The organism is Streptomyces sp. NPDC058008, assembly GCF_042886395.1.
GTDB lineage: Bacteria > Actinomycetota > Actinomycetes > Streptomycetales > Streptomycetaceae > Streptomyces.
In genome coordinates, this window is the sequence record NZ_JBHVQX010000011.1 from 149,387 (window position 1) to 165,440 (window position 16,054).

A 16,054-nucleotide genomic window follows, 5' to 3' on the forward strand; every position below is an offset into this window, starting at 1 on the left:
CGAGGACTGTCAGCCACCGGGCGAGATCCATAGCATGACCCCTCACGGACAACGACTTCACTCTCAGGGAACCGCGAGGGGCTGGATGAGCAACGGGGACACCTCCATTCCGAGGAACATCGACGTGAACGTGCCGAGCGTCGCGCGGATGTACGACTACTACCTGGGCGGCAAGGACAACTACCCGGCCGACCGCGTCGCGTGCGAGCAGCTCCTGGAACACGTGCCGAGCACCAAGGTCCTGGCGGTGAACAACCGGAGGTTCCTCCGACGGGTCGTGCACCACCTGGCATCGCAGTACGGAATACGCCAGTTCATCGATCACGGTTCCGGCCTGCCGACCCAGGACAACGTCCATCAGGTCGCCCAGCTTGTGGATCCCGCCTCCCGGGTCGCCTACATCGACAACGACCCCATCGTCCTGGCGCACGGCAAGGCCATACTGGAGGAGAACGACAGGACCGCGGTCATCCAGGCGGACATGCGGGACACCGAGGGTATCTTCGGTCATCCGGAGGTGGAGCGGCTCATAGACCTCGACGAGCCGGTGGCAGCGCTGTTCGTGTCCGTCCTGCACTGCATCCCGGACGAGGACGATCCGGCGGGTCTCGTGCGCCGGGTGGCGGACCGTCTCGCTCCCGGAAGCTTCCTGGTGGTCTGTCAGCTCGTGAGCGAGGACGCGAAGACCCGCGACTTCGTCACGGACTTCATGGCGAAGAGCACCGGCAATCAGTGGGGGCGTGTGCGCCGGCAGGCCGATGTCCACGACTTCCTGGAAGGCCTCGACGTCCTGGAGCCGGGTCTGGTGGAGGTCTCCACCTGGCGGCCGGACTCGGATCTGGCTCCGAAGCAGGCGACCCAGGAATGGATCGAGTTCGGCGGCGTCGGCCGCAAGTGGTGAACGGGGCCGCCTGACGGCGGGGTGACGGGGCGGGTGCTCAGCTGTAACGCTCGAGCGCCTGCCTCAGGAGTTCCCTGCTCTCGACCGGACTCGGCGACTGGGCACTGAGCGAGTCGAGGATCCACCGGTACTCGTCCGTGCTCTCCTGCTTGTTAACGGAGGTGGCGTTGGTCAGGTGCTCGATGTACGCGACATCGGGGAGACCGTCCCACGCGAACCGCAGATACGTGATGCCGTTCCCGGGAGACGTATGGGCGGTCACCTCGAACGGGGCCACCTGCACGATCACATGGGGAAGCTGAGTCATCTCCAGGAGGTGGACGAGCTGCTCACGCATCACCCGGGCACCACCCGTCGGGCGCAGGAGAACCGCCTCGTCCAGCAGGACCCAGAGTTTCGGGGCGTCCCGCCGCTGGAGTAACTGCTGCCGTCTGAGCCTGAGTTCGACCCGGCGCCGGGTGACTTCCTCCGACTCCAGGGCGTGCCCGGAACGCACCACCGCATGGGCGTAGTCAGCGGTCTGCAGAAGACCCGGAACGTAATGGCCCTCGTAGGTGCGGATGGAGGCCGCCGCCTCCTCCAGGCCGACCAGCGGCTCGAACCAGTCCGGCAGCACGTCGGCGTAGTTGCGCCACCATCCACGTTGGCCGGATTTCCGCACCAGATCGATGAACTCCGCTGTCCGGGAAGGGTCGTTCACCCCGTAGAGGGCGAGGAGATCGGCGGCGTCACGCTCCTTGCACGGCGAGTGGCCCGTCTCCATACGACTGATCTTGGCCGTCGAGCACCTGATCCGTTCGGCCGCCTCGTCGGGGGTGATGCCGGCCTCACCGCGCATGCGCCGCAGCTGGGCGCCCAGCACCAGGCGCAACGCCGTCGGGCTCGCCCCCGCGGCCGGGGCGAGCGCCGGCTTCCGTGACGGCTGAAGCGGTTCGATGCCGGGCATGCGGACTCCTGAGGACGGGCGTCTCGAGCCAGTGTGCCATCAGGAGCCCCGGGAAGGCCCGGCGGATGCGTGAGTGCCGTACCTTTTCAGCCCGCCGATCCGTTGAATCAGCCTGCCATGGCGTCGAAGTCGCCGTCCCTGACACCCGCCAGGAAGGCGCGTACCTCGTCCCCCGTGTACACGAGTGCGGGGCCCTCGGGGAACCTGGAGTTGCGGACGGCCACTTCACCGCCGGGCAGCAGTGCCATCTCCACGCAGTTCCCACTGGGATTGCTGTGGTGACTCTTCTTCCACTCCACGCCGGTCAGGGAGTTGGCGGGAGCGCCGTTGTCGATGTGCTGCATGCGGTCCATTCCTTTTCGTCGCGCTGACACAGCCTGGTGCGTCACCAGGGCCCGCGCCGGGTGAACAGGTGTCCCCTGCTCACACGCCGGAGTGCAATTCCGGATGCAATTGCACCCCCGGGGCGGACGGCGAGGATACTAGTGGTCATCCGTCCCCCACGACACCACGAACCGGCCTCAGCGGAGGGTGATCAGCACTCATGTACGCGGAGAACACACCACGTCACGGAGCGGCAGCCCAGATGCCCGGTTCGGTCGGCAGCAGCACGGACCCGCACGCCGAACTGGCGAGGGACCTCGGCATCGGGGCCCCTGGGTTCACCACCCGCGGCCTGGACGCGGATCACGAAAGCCTGCGGCAGGCACGGGCGTTCGTCCGTGACGCGCTGGCAGGCTGGGGGCTGCGCTCCTGTGCGGACGATGTGGCCCTCGTCGCGGGTGAGTTGGTGAGCAACGCGGTCTGCCACGGCCTTCAGCCCGCGGCAGGGCACTCCGGACGGTCCGCGGCCCGGCTCGGCCTCGCGTGCCAGGACGGCACGCTCGTCTGCGCGGTGAACGATCCGAGTCCCGAGGTGCCCGTCCTGCGCCGGGCGGACGAGTGCCTCGAACGCGGGCGGGGGCTGCGCATCATCGACGCGCTGAGCAGTTCCTGGGGCTGGTCGCGGCCCACCCGGACGGGCAAGACCGTCTGGGCCAGGATTCCGGTCCTGCGGGCTCCCGCGCGCTACAGCCCCACCAGCGCCGTCCAGGCCTCCGCCAGCAGCTCATGCCCGTACGGGGTCGGGTGGACCCCGTCACCGGCGACGCACTCGGCGCCGCCGGCCGCGCGGGCGGCCTCGTTGAGCAGGCCGTCCGCCGCCAGCAGCGCCGCGCCGAACTCGTCCGCCAGCCGCCGGACCGTCTGAATCCTCGGCGCGAGGTCCTCACGCCAGGCCCACTGCTCGTCCCGCACGGGCACGAGGAAGGGTTCGATGAGGACGAGCTGCACGTCCCGTCCGTCCCGGAGCTGGGTGAGGACGGCGCGGTAGTCGCTCTCGAAGGCACGGGGCGGGACGACGACCCCGGAGTCGTAGCGGCGCCAGGTGTCGTTCACGCCGATCAGGACCGACACGACGTCCGGCTCCAGGTCGAGCGCGTCCTCACGCCAGCGGGCACGCATCTGGGCCACGCCGTCGCCGGCGACGCCCCGGTTGAGGAACGTGATGCCGTTGTCCGGCCGCGCGGACCGCACACGTTCGGCCGCCATCCGGACGTAGCCGTTGCCCAGCGGGCGGTCACGCTCGGCGAGCCGCCCCACATCGGTGATGCTGTCGCCCTGGAACAGGACGGTGGCCGAGTGGTGCAGGGTGACGGTCACGCGGTGCTCCGAACGGTGAGGATCCAGGGGCCGTCAATGATCCTGCCCGCCGGGACCCGGCACGACCCACCGCCCACGCGGACGGACCGGCGTGGCCCGGTGCGCTCAGCGCGCGGCGGCCGGAGCCCGGACCGCGCTGAAGTCGAGCGCGCTCTCCACCTCCAGCAGGGTCTCCTCGGCCACCCGTCGGACCTCGGCCGGTACGTCGCCCTGCTCCTCCACCAGACCGGCGTAGATCGGTGCGTCGGATGCCTCTGCGGAACTCACGTCAAGCTGCCTATCGATCGGTTATGCCCGCCAATCAGCGGAAACGGGAGCCGAGTGTACGCGGCGCCCGATGACCCCCGGGAGGCCGACCCCGGCGTAGGCCCCGGGCGGAGCGGGAAGCCGCCTGCGGCTGACCGCGCCGAAGAGGTGCAGCTCAGAGGGCGGAGCACCGGACTGCGGCTCAAACCACCCCGGGTCCGACCCCGCCCCCACGCGGCCCTGGACCCCCGCCCTACGCCGGACGGGGGAGCCGTGATTCCTTTACTCGATGACGAGTTCGACGTCGATGTTCCCGCGCGTGGCCTTGGAGTAGGGGCAGTAGGCGTGGGTCGCCTCGACCAGACGCCGGCCGGTCTCCCCCTCCAGCGCCTCGGGCAGTTCCACCCGCATGACGACCGCGAGGCCGAATCCCGTGTCGTCCTTCCCGATCGAGACCTCCGCCGTCACGGAGACGTCCTTGGTGTCGACCTTCATCTCGCGGGCGACCGAGCTCATGGCACTCGCGAAGCAGGCGGCGTACCCGGCGGCGAAAAGCTGCTCCGGGTTGGTGCCCTTCCCGTCACCCCCGAGGGCCGGCGGCAGGGCGAGCGTGAGGTCGATCTGCCCGTCCGAGCTGACTGCCCGGCCCTCGCGGCCGTTGGCGGTGGCGGCAGCGGTGTACAGCGCGTCCATGGGGTGGCCTTCTCTCGTACGACGGTGACCGCGGACCGGCCACCCCATGAGACTTGCACACAATTCAATTGTGCACAACTCAATGACACGCGGCAGGTTATCCTTGACCCATGACGCCACCACCGACCCCCGACCTGACCGACCTGGCGGACGCGGACCTCCTCAGGCTGGACCACCAGGTCTGCTTCTCCCTCCAGGCGGCCTCCCGCGCCTTCGGCGGCGTCTACCGGGAGGCGCTGAGGGACCTCGGCCTCACCTACCCCCAGTACCTGGCGATGATGGTCCTGTGGGAACACGGACCGCTGCCCGTCAAGACGATCGGCGAGCGCCTGCACCTGGACTCCGGCACGCTGTCGCCGTTGCTGAAGAGGCTGGAATCGGCCGGACTCGTCAGGCGTGAGCGCAGCGCCGAGGACGAGAGGTCGGTCATGGTCCACCTCACGGACGCGGGGACGGGGCTCCACGACCGCGCACTGCCCGTCCCCCGGGCGATCCTGCGGGCCACGGGCCTGTCGGTCGAGGAGATCCTGGCCCTTCAGAAGACCCTGGGGCGGCTCACCGCCTCCCTCGGCAAGGCCTGACGGGGGCGGCCGCCCCGGCGGGTCCGCGCGACCGGGAGGCGTCCCGCACAGCGCTCGCAGGAGCTGCGTCACCGAAATATGATGCAGGGACCATCGCAACGCGGAGCAGCCCATGAACCGGCGTCGAACTCCACGGTCGGCGAGCGCCGAGGACCTGCTCAGCACGTTGCAGCATCTGACTGCCCGTGCCCGGCAGGAGGTGGAGCTCCACCAGGCCCGCGTGGAGCTGGCCCAGGCCCTCCAGCGCAACATGCTGCCGGCCTGCCTGCCCGTGTTCCCCGGGCTGCGGAGTGCTGCCCGCTACGCCCCCGCGCGCGACGGGCTCGACATCGGCGGTGACTGGTACGACGGTTTCCTGCTGCCCGACGGGTCCCTCGGCCTGGCCATAGGCGACGTCCAGGGCCACGACGTGGAGGCCGCCGCCTTCATGGGCCAGGTCCGGATCGCGATGCGCGCCATCGCCGGTTCCGCGGCGGATCCGGGTGAGGTGATGAGCCGCACGAACGACCTGGTCATGTCGATGAACTCCTCCCTGTTCGCGACCTGCTCGTTCCTCCGGCTGGATCCGTGGAGCCGGGAGCTGCGGAGCGCCCGCGCGGGCCACGTCGCGTCCGTGTGGGCGACGGCCGACGGACGCTCGGGGATCACCGACGACGCGGGCGGCCTTCCGCTGGGCATCGAGCCGTCCCAGCACTATCCGGTCACCCGGCGCGACCTCGACGCGGCCGGTGCTTTCGTACTGCTCACCGACGGAGTCGTCGAAGGGCCCTCGCAGGCGATCGACGAAGGCCTGGAACGGATCAGGGGCCTGGTCAGCGAGCACGTCGCCGCCGACGCCGAGGAGCTGGCCGACCAGGTGCTCCGGGCAGCGGTCTTCACCGGCCACGAGGACGACGCGGCAGTCCTCGTGCTCCGCCACGAAGCCTCCGCCGGACCGGAGTGAGCACGCTCCCCTGCCACGCGTGTCTCAACGGCCCGCCGTCATGACCGGTGTCTTATGAGATGCGTGATCCGGAGCGAGGTAACCAGACGCCGAGCCGTGCTCGTCCTGCGGATGCTGGGCATCACCGCCGCCTACTACGCGTCCGGACGGCTCGGTCTCCTGCGGCAGGTCACCGTGGAGAGCTCGGTCGTCACCCCCCTCTGGCCGCCTTCCGGGATCGCCGTCGCCGCGCTGCTGTACCTCGGACTGCGGATCTGGCCCGCCATCGCGCTCGGCGCCCTGCTCACCGTCATCGCCATGAGCGACGGCCTCACCGTCTGGGGAGTCGCCATCGCGGCGGGGAGCGCCCTGGCCCCCGTGTGCTCCTTCCTGGCTCTGCGCGCGGTGGGATTCCGCACCGAGCTCGACCGTCTGCGCGACGGGGTGGCCCTGGTCTTCCTGGGAGCGCTGGGCGGGATGATCATCAGCGCCACCGTGGGCGCGGGGATCCAGCTGCTGAACGGCGCGCTCTCCGCGGACAAGTTCTGGCCGGTCTGGTCCGCCTGGTGGGCGGGCGACGCGATGGGCGTGCTCATGGTCACGCCGCTGTTGCTGGTCCTGAGCCGGGTGCGGATGCCCAGGAGGGACGACCGGTGGGCCGAGGCCGTGACGCTGGCGGTCGTCGCCGTGGCGACGACCGCGGTCGCGACCAGGAGTTCCCTCTCCATGATCTACATCCTGTTCCCGGTCCTCATCTGGGCGGCCCTGCGCTTCCAGCTGGCAGGCAGCGCCCCCTGCGCCCTGCTGATGTCCGTGATGGCGATCGTCGCCGGAACCGAGAGCATCGGGCCGTTCGCCGACCACTCGGTGCTCGAGGTCATGCTCAACCTGTGCATCCTCAACGGCTGTGTGGCCCTCACCGCGCTCCTCCTCGCGGCGATCGTGACCGAGCACAACAACATCCGTCACGAGACGGAGCTGGCCTGCGAGGAACTGGCGGCGCTCGTGGAGGAACTGGCGCCGGGCCCTTCGGCCGGGGGCCGCTCGGACGGCCCGGGCTAGGGTCGCGGGAAGTGGTGCGCCAGGAAGTCGTTGCGGAAGGTGCCGGCGGGGTCGAACCGTTCGGTCAGCCGCTCGAAGTCGGCGTAGTGCCCGTACAGCTCCCGTAGCGTGCCGGGCTCGGTGGTGAAGACCTTGCCCCAGTGCGGCCGGGCGCCGAAGGGGGCGAGGGCCTCCTCGATGGCCCCGAGAACGGGAGTGACCGCCTCGGTGTCGGGGACCCAGGTGAAGTGGAACGCCACGGAGTCCCTCCCCTGGGCCGGGCTGAGCCACAGGTCGTCGGCGGCCACCGTGCGGATCTCCCCGATCTGGAGCAGCGGCGCGAACCGGTGCCGGATCCGGTCGAGGGCCTCGTGGGCGGCGACGGCGTCGCGCCGGGCGACGAAGTACTCCGACTGCAGTTCCTCCCCGTTGCTCGGGGTGAACTCGAGACGGAAGTGGGGCAGCCTGGCGTGCCAGGGTCCGGGGACACCGTGCTGCTGGGTGCAGTGTCCGGCCGCGACGCCGGGAACCGGGTGCCGCGGCTCCCGTGCCAGTGTCGCGCCGTGCCACCGCTGGGGGGCCGTGCGCGGACCGTCGTCCTCGACCCGCCGCTTGAGCCACACCTGGTCGACCGGGCCGCCGTGCCAGCCGGTGAAGAGGCTCACGCTGTACGCCTCGGACATCACCTCGTCGAACCGGCCGAGCAGCTGCTCGGCCGGGAGCCCTTCGTACACCCACTGCTGGACGTCGAACGCGGGCACGAGGTCAAGGGTCAGCCGGGTCACCACTCCGAGTGCGCCCAGGGAGACGACAGCACCGGCGAAGCCGGCGTCGCCGCGTTTCAGGGAGACGATGCGGCCGTCGGCGGTGACCATCTCGAGGGCGCTGACGGCACCGGCGAGGGCGCGGTTCCCGACACCCGAGCCATGGGTGCCCGTCGCACACGCCCCGGCCACGGAGATGTGGGGCAGCGAGCCGAGGTTGTGCAGCGCGAAACCGCTCCGGTGCAGGGTTCCGGTCAGCTCCCCGAAGCGCAGACCGGCGCTCACCGTCGCGGTGCGCGCCGCGCTGTCGATCTCGACGGCACGGGGCAGGCCCGCGACGGATATCAGCGTGCCCCGGGTGTCGGCGACGGTGTTGAAGGAGTGGCCGGTGCCCAGGGCCCTGACGGCCGTCCCGGCGGCCACGAGCTCCTGGAGCTCGGCGACCGAGGCGGGGGTGTGCAGCCGCTCCGCACCGAAGGTGATGTTGCCGGCCCAGTTCGTCCGGCGGGAGGACGGGACGGGCACCGAATGATCGATCATGCCTACGGAGCTTACGCTTCGGCCGCATCGGGAACGGGCCCGCGCCCCGGACCGCCCTCGGGGCGTGTGCGTCCCGGTGGAGCCGGGTCCGCACCCCGCAAAAGCGGGCCCAGGCGTCGCGGGTCGGTCCGCCGTGGTGGCCGGTGACCGCTCACGCCGGGTTCCGCGCTCCGTGAGCACGGAACCCGCGCGGGGCTCAGTAGGGCAGGGGGCGTCCGGACGGAGTTCTCAGATCCAGCGGGGGCGGCCCCGCGGGGGGCTGCGGACGGCGGACGATCTGGATGCGGCCCACGGCCACCACCTCCTCCAGGTAACCCGGTATCTGCCCATCCAGGCGCCCTTCACACGTCGGGCACCCCGCGGACCGACAGGCGGACGCCCGCGCGGATGCGGACCCGGCGATGTGCGGTGACCCTGGATGCGTGGGGGACCACGAGGCGAGGAGGATCCGCCATGTCCGCGCTGGACAAGATCAAGAAGATGCTGAAGGGCCACGAGGACCAGGCCGGGAAGGGTGTCGACAAGGCCGGAGACATGATCGACGACCGGACGCAGGGCAAGTACGGCAAGCAGGTCGACACCGGTCAGGACAAGCTCAAGCAGCAGCTCGGATCGGACAGCGACCAGGACAACCCGCCCCGCTCCTGACCAGGGGGACCGCCGGCCCGCCGGCGGTCCCCGTGCCGGTGCCGGGCCCGGCGGTGGTGCTGCACACCACCCCCGGGCCCGGCACTCGGCGTGCACGGATCCGGGAGCGGGTCTCGAGCACATGAACGGATTCCTGTTATTGTCCCGGCCGCACAGCGTCTCCCGAGTGTGGGCAGTGACGGAACAGGATCCCGGAAGAGTGAGCACAGCATGGGCGAGGCACGCGAGACGGCGTTGATCAAGGCCGCGCAGAAGGGCGACCCCGAGGCGCAGGACCGGCTCGTCGCCTCCTGTCTGCCGCTGATCTACAACATCGTCGGCCGGGCGCTGAACGGCCACGCCGATGTCGACGACGTGGTCCAGGAGAGCGTGCTGCGGATGCTCCGCGGCCTGCCCTCGCTGCGCAGCCCCAAGAGGTTCCGGTCGTGGTTCGTGGCCATCACCATGAACGAGATACGCGGGTACCGGCGCCGGCGCAGCACCGGGGAGATACCCGCGGACCGGATGGAGGAGGCGTACGACGTCGTCGACCCGGCCGCCGACTTCGTCGGGCTGACCATCGTCCGTCTCGGCCTCACCGGGCAGCGCCGCGAGGCCGCCGAGGCCACGCGGTGGCTGGACGACGACGACCGCGAGCTCGTGTCGCTCTGGTGGCTGGAGACCGCGGGGGAGCTGTCCCGGGCGGAGGTCGCGAACGCCCTCGGACTGTCTCCCCAGCACACGGCGGTGCGCGTCCAGCGGATGAAGGAGCGGCTGGACGCGGCCCGGGTGGTGGTACGCGCGCTGGCGGCCGACCCGCGCTGTGTCCTGCTCGAGGATCTGACGTTCCGCTGGGACGGGGTGCCGTCGGCCCTGTGGCGCAAGCGGCTGGTGCGTCACGCGCGTGAGTGCACGGTGTGCGCGGGCCACCGGTCGGGCCTGGTCCCGGCGGAGGGCCTTCTGGTGGGGCTGGCCCTGGTTCCCGTGGCGGCGTCCGCCGGCGGCCCCGCGGCGGACGTGCTGTCGACGGCGTTCCTGCCCGCGGCGACATCGGTCACGGGCCCCGGCCGGGCCGAGCGCCGCAGGAACGGTGCCAGGCGCCGTCGCCGCACCACGGTGGCGGCGGGACTGGCGGCGGTCGCGGTCCTGGGCGGCGGCGGCACCGCCGTGCACCTCTACGCGGACGACCCGGACGAGGAACCCGCGACCGCCGTGGCTCCGCTCACGGGCCCGTCGGCGTCGGAGAGCGCAGCGGCTCCCCCGTCCCCCTCGCCGTCCACCCCCTCGGCCTCGCCCTCGTCGGTCCCGCCGTCGCCGTCCGCGACGAAGTCCCCGTCCGCGTCCCCGAGCCGGAGCGCCACGGCCACCCCCGCCAAGCCTCCCAAGCCCCGCGCTCCGTCCTCCGGGCCCGCCGCCACGCCGAAGGCCACGACGGCCCCCTCGGTCGCCGAGGAGGTCATCGCCCTGGTCAACACGGAGCGGGCGAAGGAGGGCTGCGGATCGGTCAGCGGCAACGCGCTGCTGGCGAAGGCCGCGTCGGACCACTCCGCGGACATGGTGGCGCGCGACTACTTCTCCCACACCTCGCCCGACGGTACGGATCCGGGCGCGCGCATCACGGCCGCCGGATACCGGTGGAGCACCTACGGCGAGAACATCGCGAAGGGCCAGCAGACGGCCGAATCGGTGATGGACTCCTGGATGAACAGCGAAGGCCACCGGGCGAACATCCTCAACTGCGCCTTCAAGGAGATAGGGATCGGCAGGGAGGACTCGTCCGGGGGGCCCGTGTGGACCCAGAACTTCGCCGCCGCCCTCTGACCCCCGCGCTCCGCACCCCCGTCATCCTGCGGAAACGAGCAGGTAGCACCCCCTCCACGTAGGGGATCTACGCTTAGCGGAAGCCAAGGCCGATGGCGTCCGCCGGCGACAGACGTCTCCCTCGCGGACAGGAGCACGGTGCCCACGCCCTTCCCCTTCGCCACCCGGCTTCCCCCATGGCTCGCCCACACGCTGCGCGCCCAGCGCGGGCCCGTCCCGTGGAACGCGGTGCTGCGCGGGGCGCTGGCCGCCGCGCCGCTGCTGGTGTCGGTGCTCGCCGACCGCCCGACGGCCGGGGTCCCCGCCGCGCTCGGCGCGATGCTGGCGGGGATCAACGACCGGCCCGGCGGCCGCCGGGCCTCGGTCGCCCGGCTCGGACTCCCCGCCCTCGCGGGCTCGGCGGGTCTGCTGCTCGGCACACTGATCGCCCAGGCCGTGGGCGGCGGCCGGTCGCTCGTCGTGCTGCCGCTCGTCTTCGGGGTGCTGGGCCTGGTCGCGGGCGCGATCAGCTCGACGGGGACCGTCGCGTCCGCGTGCGGCACGCAGGTGCTGGTCACGGTCGTGATCGGGGCGGGCATGCCGTTGCCGGAGCCCGGGCCGCTGCGCGCGCTGCTCTTCCTGGCCGGTGCGGGGTGGCTCCTTCTCCTGCGGCTCGTCCTGCCCTCGCCGGGCGGCCTGCGCAGCGGGCCGTACCGGCTCGACGGGGAGCGCGAGGCGGTCGCCGCGGTGTACGAGGCCGTGTCCGCCCTTCTCGGGGCCGCCGGCGGCCCTGGGGCCCGCGCGGGGCGCAGCGCGCTGAGTGCCGCCCTCGACCAGGCCCAGGACGCCTTGTCCGGCCCCCGGATACGCCGCTACGCGAGCTCTGCGGCCGAACGCCGTCTGCACGCCCGGTACGCGGCCGCGTTCCCGCTGGCCGAGGCCGCGACCGCGCTGGCGTGGGCCGGGAACCCGCTGCCCGCCAGAATCGTGGAGGGGCCCCGGAGGCTGGCGGAGGCGGTACGCGCCGGCGGACCGTGCGGGCCGCTGTCCGCGCCGGCCCGCACGGATGCCGGGCTGCGGGCCCTGGACGAGGCACTTTTGCGGGCCGCCGCGGTGTTCGACAGCCCGGCCGGAACCCCGCCGGGCGGACGCGGAGGGCGCTCCGGCGTCTCCGTCCTGGGCCGGGCGTGGAGCGCGGCAGGGCGTGAGTACGGCCTCCGGGTCGCGGTGTGCTGCGCGACGAGCACGCTGGTCGCCCAGTTGCTGCACCATGAGCACTGGTACTGGCTGCCCGCCACCACCGTGTTCCTGGTCAAGCCGGATCTCGGGCCGCTGGCCTCGCGGGTGGTGTGCCGGGCGGTGGGCACCGTGGCGGGCGCCGCGCTCTTCGGTGCCGTGGCCGCGCTCGTGTCCGGGCCGCTCCCACTGGTCGCGGCGGTGGCACTGTGCGGCGCGCTCCTTCCGGTCGCCACCCGGCACTTCGCGGTGCAGACGGCGGTGGTCACCGTGCTGGTCCTGTCCCTGGTGCTGCTGGGCGGGGAGCCGCCCGCCTCCTGGGGCCGGGTGGTGGAGTCCCTCCTCGCCTGCGGGACGGTGCTGCTCGTCGGCCACCTCCCGTTGCCGGGCCGCCGGGGCCACACCGTACGGGCCGCGCTCGACACGGCGGTGCGGGCGGCGCACCGCTACCTCGGACATGTCCTGGACGCCCCGGAGGACCATGCCCGCAGGGGAGCACTGCGCCGCGACGCCTACCGGTCGCTCGCGGTGGCCCGTACGGCGATCGATCTGTCGGCAGCCGAACTCCCCTCGGTGTCCCGGCACTCCGCCGGATCCGACAGCGTCGCCGGTGCGCTGGAACAGCTGATCGACACCACGACGGCGTGTGCGGTGCAGCTGGACCGGCCGGCCGCGGGGCTGCCCCCGGCACACGCCGAACTGCTCGCCGCTCACGTGTCGGAGCTCGACCGGGCCTGGGCCGCCCCGGCCGGCCGGCCCGCCCGCTCCTAGGATGCGGCCCATGGTCGCTGAATTGCAGTGCGTGGTCCTGGACTGTCCCGATCCGGCGCGGCTGGCCGGGTTCTACGCGGCCTTGCTGGGCGGGGAGGTGAACAGGCCCGACAGGCGGTGGGCCGTGGGCGAGAACTGGGCGACGGTGCACACACCGGCCGGGACGGTGCTCTGCTTCCAGAAGGTCGAGGGGCACCTCCCCCCGCGGTGGCCGGACCCCGCCCGCCCGCAGCAGCTCCACCTGGACATCGGCGTCCCGGACCTGAACCGCGCCGAGGCGGAGGTCCTCGCACGCGGGGCCACCGTGCTGGACACGGGAGCCACGGCGCGCGGCTGGAGTGTGTTCGCGGACCCGGCCGGACATCCGTTCTGCCTCGTGCGCCACTGAGCCCGGGGGCCCGGACGCGGTCCGGGCCTCCCGGGCAGGGTCAGCGGCTGACCAGGGTCAGGGCGGCGCAGACACCGCTCACGGCCCCGACGGTCAGGACGGACACGGCCACGCAGCGGGCCCTGAGCCGGTCGTAGCGTGCGGTGTACTCGCCCCGGAGCTCCACGGCACGCCCGGCGATCGTCGTCAGCGTCCGCTTGCAGACCTCCACCCGGTCCGCCACGTAGACGCGTTCGACGTCCTCACGCTGGGCGGTGGTGAGCCAGGGCAGGGCTCCCGTGAAACGGCGGGCCTGCCTGCGGGCCTCCTCCACCTCGGCGTTCCAGAGCAGGTAGCCCTCCACCTGCGCCAGGCCCCGGGCACTCTCCTTGTCCGGCTTCACGCGGTCCTCCTCTCCTCGAACCGTTGCCCGCGTCCTATTCCTGCTTGTCGCCGGGGGCGACGGTGACGGATTCGTGAGGACGGTTCGCGATCTCCTCCAGCGCGCGGATCGCGGGATAGTGCAGGTCGAACGCCGGCGATTCGGAGCGGATCCGCGGGAGCGTCAGGAAGTTGTGCCGCGGCGGCGGGCAGGACGTCGCCCATTCGAGCGAACGGCCGTAGCCCCAGGGGTCGTCGACCCCGACCTTCCTGCCGTACTTGGCGGTCTTCCAGACGTTGTACAGGAACGGAAGCATCGACAGTCCGAGCAGGAACGAGGAGATGGACGAGATGGTGTTCAGGGTGGTGAAACCGTCGGCCGCGAGGTAGTCCGCGTACCGGCGCGGCATGCCTTCGGCGCCCAGCCAGTGCTGTACGAGGAAGGTGCCGTGGAAGCCGACGAACAGCGTCCAGAAGGTCATCTTCCCGAGGCGCTCGTCCAGCATCTTGCCGGTGAACTTCGGCCACCAGAAGTGGAATCCGGCGAACATCGCGAAGACCACGGTGCCGAAGACGACGTAGTGGAAGTGCGCGACGACGAAGTACGAGTCGGAGACCTCGAAGTCCAGCGGCGGCGAGGCCAGGATCACGCCGGTCAGACCACCGAAGAGGAAGGTGACCAGGAATCCCACGGACCAGAGCATCGGTGTCTCGAAGGACAACGACCCCTTCCACATCGTTCCGATCCAGTTGAAGAACTTCACCCCGGTGGGTACCGCGATGAGGAACGTCATGAAGGAGAAGAACGGCAGCAGCACACCGCCGGTCACGTACATGTGGTGGGCCCACACCGTGACCGAAAGGCCGGCGATGGCGATCGTCGCGCTGATCAGACCGACATAGCCGAAGATCGGCTTGCGGCTGAACACCGGAATGACCTCGGAGACGATTCCGAAGAACGGCAGCGCGATGATGTAGACCTCCGGATGGCCGAAGAACCAGAAGAGGTGCTGCCAGAGCAGGGCGCCCCCGTTGGCCGGGTCGAAGACGAGTGCGCCGAATTTACGGTCGGCCTCCAGCGCCAGCAGCGCGGCGGCGAGGACCGGGAAGGCGAGCAGGACCAGGACACCGGTCAGCAGGACGTTCCAGGTGAAGATCGGCATGCGGAACATCGTCATGCCGGGGGCGCGCATGCAGATGATCGTGGTGATGAAGTTGACCGACCCGAGGATCGTGCCGAAGCCGGAGAACGCGAGACCCATGATCCACAGGTCGGCACCGACGCCCGGCGAGCGGACCGCGTCGTTGAGCGGGGAGTAGGCGAACCATCCGAAGTCCGCCGCGCCCTGCGGGGTGACGAAGCCCGTCACGGCGATGACCGAACCGATGAGGTAGAGCCAGTACGCGAACATGTTCAGCCGTGGGAACGCCACGTCCGGCGCGCCGATCTGCAACGGCATGATCCAGTTCGCGAACCCGGCGAACAGCGGCGTCGCGAACATCAGCAGCATGATCGTGCCGTGCATCGTGAACGCCTGGTTGAACTGCTCGTTCGAGACGATCTGGGTACCCGGGCGGGCGAGTTCGGCGCGCATGACGAGCGCGAGCACACCGCCGACGAGGAAGAAGGCGAACGAGGTGGTGAGGTACATCGTGCCGATCGTCTTGTGGTCGGTGGTGGTCAGCCACCTGATGACCACGTTTCCCGGCTGCCGACGCCGTACAGGCAGTTCGTCCTGATAGGCGGCATCGGCTTCCGCCGATACTGAGGGACCCCTCGTCGTCACTGCGGCACTCCTTCGGTCGACGGCCGGTTGCTGACTCGGCGACCAGGATGGACTCCCTGCGGGGGTACCGCAGGTCATCTCCGTGCGCACTGCACCAGTGGCTGGCAAAGGACACTCCACTGGCCGAAGGGGGTGATGCCCGTGTTGACGGGCGCACCGTGCCCCCGGGGAGGAACCGCGGTCTCAGGCCTTGGCCCAGGCACGCAGCGCGTTCCGCGAGGGGAAGTCGGCGACGTTCTTGTCGAGTGGTTCGTCGGTGTACTGGTGGATGCGCCAGGCCGCGTCGATGCGGGGTGCGGCCGGCTTGCCGTAGTCGGCGATCCAGAGGCCGTCGCCGGCGTAGGAACTCGTGTCGTCGTTGAGCCAGAAGGAGCGGTTGCAGTAGAGCAGGACGCGGTGGTCCGGCCTCAGCCTTTTCACCTCCCGGATGAAGCGGTCCTTGTCCGCGCTGGACGCGTGCGTGCCGTCGCCCGTCTGTTCCCAGTCGACGGCGAGGAGGTCTCCTTCCTTCTCCGGGGTCTTGTCCAGGAAGTACGCCGCCTGTTCCTTCGCTTCTCCCGGCCAGAGGAAGTGGTAGAACCCGACGACGCACTCGGCGTCCCTGACGCGTTTCACCTGGCTCTGCAGTTTCGGATTGACGTAGGAGCGTCCCTCGGTCGCCTTGACGAAGACGAAGTCCAGCCCGTCCGTGTCGAAGTCGGTCTGAAAGGCGCTGACGTCGACGCCGTGCAGCACGGGTACCTCCAAGTG

At 71.0% G+C, this 16,054-nt stretch carries 17 protein-coding genes and 1 pseudogene; 9 read left to right on the forward strand and 9 right to left on the reverse strand.

Going from position 1 to position 16,054, the window contains the following annotated elements:
• Nucleotides 1–85: 85 nt before the first annotated feature.
• On the forward strand, nucleotides 86–901 hold the full coding sequence (locus ACFVS9_RS13835; RefSeq protein ID WP_383113776.1) for an SAM-dependent methyltransferase: 816 nt from the start codon (nucleotides 86–88) through the stop codon (nucleotides 899–901).
• 37 nt (nucleotides 902–938) lie between these two features.
• On the opposite strand, the gene ACFVS9_RS13840 is transcribed toward ACFVS9_RS13835, so the two are convergent.
• The gene (locus ACFVS9_RS13840; protein WP_383113777.1) at nucleotides 939–1,847 is read right to left on the reverse strand and encodes a helix-turn-helix domain-containing protein; all 909 of its coding nucleotides are present in this window, start codon (nucleotides 1,845–1,847) and stop codon (nucleotides 939–941) included.
• A 107-nt stretch (nucleotides 1,848–1,954) separates the two neighbouring features.
• Nucleotides 1,955–2,191: a DUF397 domain-containing protein gene (locus ACFVS9_RS13845; protein ID WP_383113778.1), complete on the reverse strand. Its 237-nt coding sequence runs from the start codon at nucleotides 2,189–2,191 to the stop codon at nucleotides 1,955–1,957.
• 242 nt (nucleotides 2,192–2,433) lie between these two features.
• On the opposite strand from ACFVS9_RS13845, the pseudogene ACFVS9_RS13850 reads away from it, so the two are divergent.
• Nucleotides 2,434–2,877: pseudogene (locus ACFVS9_RS13850) on the forward strand (ATP-binding protein); the annotation flags it as partial.
• Nucleotides 2,878–2,915: 38 nt separating this feature from the next.
• On the opposite strand, the gene ACFVS9_RS13855 reads toward ACFVS9_RS13850, so the two are convergent.
• The 3 genes from ACFVS9_RS13855 to ACFVS9_RS13865 all read right to left on the reverse strand — a co-directional run bounded on the left by ACFVS9_RS13855 (nucleotide 2,916) and on the right by ACFVS9_RS13865 (nucleotide 4,487).
• Entirely contained in the window at nucleotides 2,916–3,548 is a 633-nt protein-coding gene (locus ACFVS9_RS13855) for an SGNH/GDSL hydrolase family protein (protein ID WP_383113779.1), read from the reverse strand.
• Between the two features lie 105 nt (nucleotides 3,549–3,653).
• A complete protein-coding gene (locus ACFVS9_RS13860) occupies nucleotides 3,654–3,815 on the reverse strand; it encodes a hypothetical protein (protein WP_383113780.1) in 162 nt (53 codons plus the stop codon).
• A gap of 261 nt (nucleotides 3,816–4,076) precedes the next feature.
• Nucleotides 4,077–4,487, reverse strand: coding sequence for an organic hydroperoxide resistance protein (locus ACFVS9_RS13865; protein ID WP_383113781.1), 411 nt, complete (start codon nucleotides 4,485–4,487; stop codon nucleotides 4,077–4,079).
• A gap of 110 nt (nucleotides 4,488–4,597) precedes the next feature.
• On the opposite strand from ACFVS9_RS13865, the gene ACFVS9_RS13870 reads away from it, so the two are divergent.
• The 3 genes from ACFVS9_RS13870 (at nucleotide 4,598) to ACFVS9_RS13880 (ending at nucleotide 7,052) form a co-directional block, all read left to right on the forward strand.
• On the forward strand, nucleotides 4,598–5,068 hold the full coding sequence (locus ACFVS9_RS13870; protein ID WP_389931983.1) for a MarR family winged helix-turn-helix transcriptional regulator: 471 nt from the start codon (nucleotides 4,598–4,600) through the stop codon (nucleotides 5,066–5,068).
• A gap of 112 nt (nucleotides 5,069–5,180) precedes the next feature.
• Nucleotides 5,181–6,011, forward strand: a complete 831-nt coding sequence (locus ACFVS9_RS13875) for a PP2C family protein-serine/threonine phosphatase (RefSeq protein WP_383113783.1) — start codon at nucleotides 5,181–5,183, stop codon at nucleotides 6,009–6,011.
• A 63-nt stretch (nucleotides 6,012–6,074) separates the two neighbouring features.
• A complete protein-coding gene (locus ACFVS9_RS13880) occupies nucleotides 6,075–7,052 on the forward strand; it encodes an MASE1 domain-containing protein (RefSeq protein WP_389931986.1) in 978 nt (325 codons plus the stop codon).
• Here ACFVS9_RS13880 and ACFVS9_RS13885 read toward each other — a convergent pair.
• Entirely contained in the window at nucleotides 7,049–8,335 is a 1,287-nt protein-coding gene (locus ACFVS9_RS13885; protein WP_389931988.1) for an FAD-binding protein, read from the reverse strand. The genes ACFVS9_RS13880 and ACFVS9_RS13885 overlap by 4 nt on opposite strands.
• Nucleotides 8,336–8,788: 453 nt before the next feature.
• On the opposite strand from ACFVS9_RS13885, the gene ACFVS9_RS13890 reads away from it, so the two are divergent.
• From ACFVS9_RS13890 to ACFVS9_RS13905, 4 genes are all read left to right on the forward strand, one after another.
• On the forward strand, nucleotides 8,789–8,983 hold the full coding sequence (locus ACFVS9_RS13890) for an antitoxin (RefSeq protein WP_383113786.1): 195 nt from the start codon (nucleotides 8,789–8,791) through the stop codon (nucleotides 8,981–8,983).
• Between the two features lie 210 nt (nucleotides 8,984–9,193).
• The gene (locus ACFVS9_RS13895) at nucleotides 9,194–10,783 is read left to right on the forward strand and encodes a sigma-70 family RNA polymerase sigma factor (RefSeq protein ID WP_389931990.1); all 1,590 of its coding nucleotides are present in this window, start codon (nucleotides 9,194–9,196) and stop codon (nucleotides 10,781–10,783) included.
• 138 nt (nucleotides 10,784–10,921) lie between these two features.
• Nucleotides 10,922–12,769 (forward strand): FUSC family protein, encoded by a 1,848-nt coding sequence (locus ACFVS9_RS13900; RefSeq protein ID WP_389931992.1) that lies wholly within the window; start codon nucleotides 10,922–10,924, stop codon nucleotides 12,767–12,769.
• 10 nt (nucleotides 12,770–12,779) lie between these two features.
• Complete coding sequence (locus tag ACFVS9_RS13905; protein ID WP_383113789.1) at nucleotides 12,780–13,157, forward strand: VOC family protein; 378 nt, start codon at nucleotides 12,780–12,782, stop codon at nucleotides 13,155–13,157.
• Nucleotides 13,158–13,197: 40 nt separating this feature from the next.
• Here ACFVS9_RS13905 and ACFVS9_RS13910 read toward each other — a convergent pair whose 3' ends face one another.
• The 3 genes from ACFVS9_RS13910 to ACFVS9_RS13920 form a co-directional block, all read right to left on the reverse strand.
• Entirely contained in the window at nucleotides 13,198–13,539 is a 342-nt protein-coding gene (locus ACFVS9_RS13910) for a hypothetical protein (protein ID WP_383113790.1), read from the reverse strand.
• Nucleotides 13,540–13,573: 34 nt separating this feature from the next.
• Entirely contained in the window at nucleotides 13,574–15,304 is a 1,731-nt protein-coding gene (ctaD, locus tag ACFVS9_RS13915; protein WP_383113791.1) for a cytochrome c oxidase subunit I, read from the reverse strand.
• A gap of 183 nt (nucleotides 15,305–15,487) precedes the next feature.
• The gene (locus tag ACFVS9_RS13920) at nucleotides 15,488–16,039 is read right to left on the reverse strand and encodes a glycoside hydrolase family 25 protein (RefSeq protein WP_383113847.1); all 552 of its coding nucleotides are present in this window, start codon (nucleotides 16,037–16,039) and stop codon (nucleotides 15,488–15,490) included.
• Nucleotides 16,040–16,054: the final 15 nt, after the last annotated feature.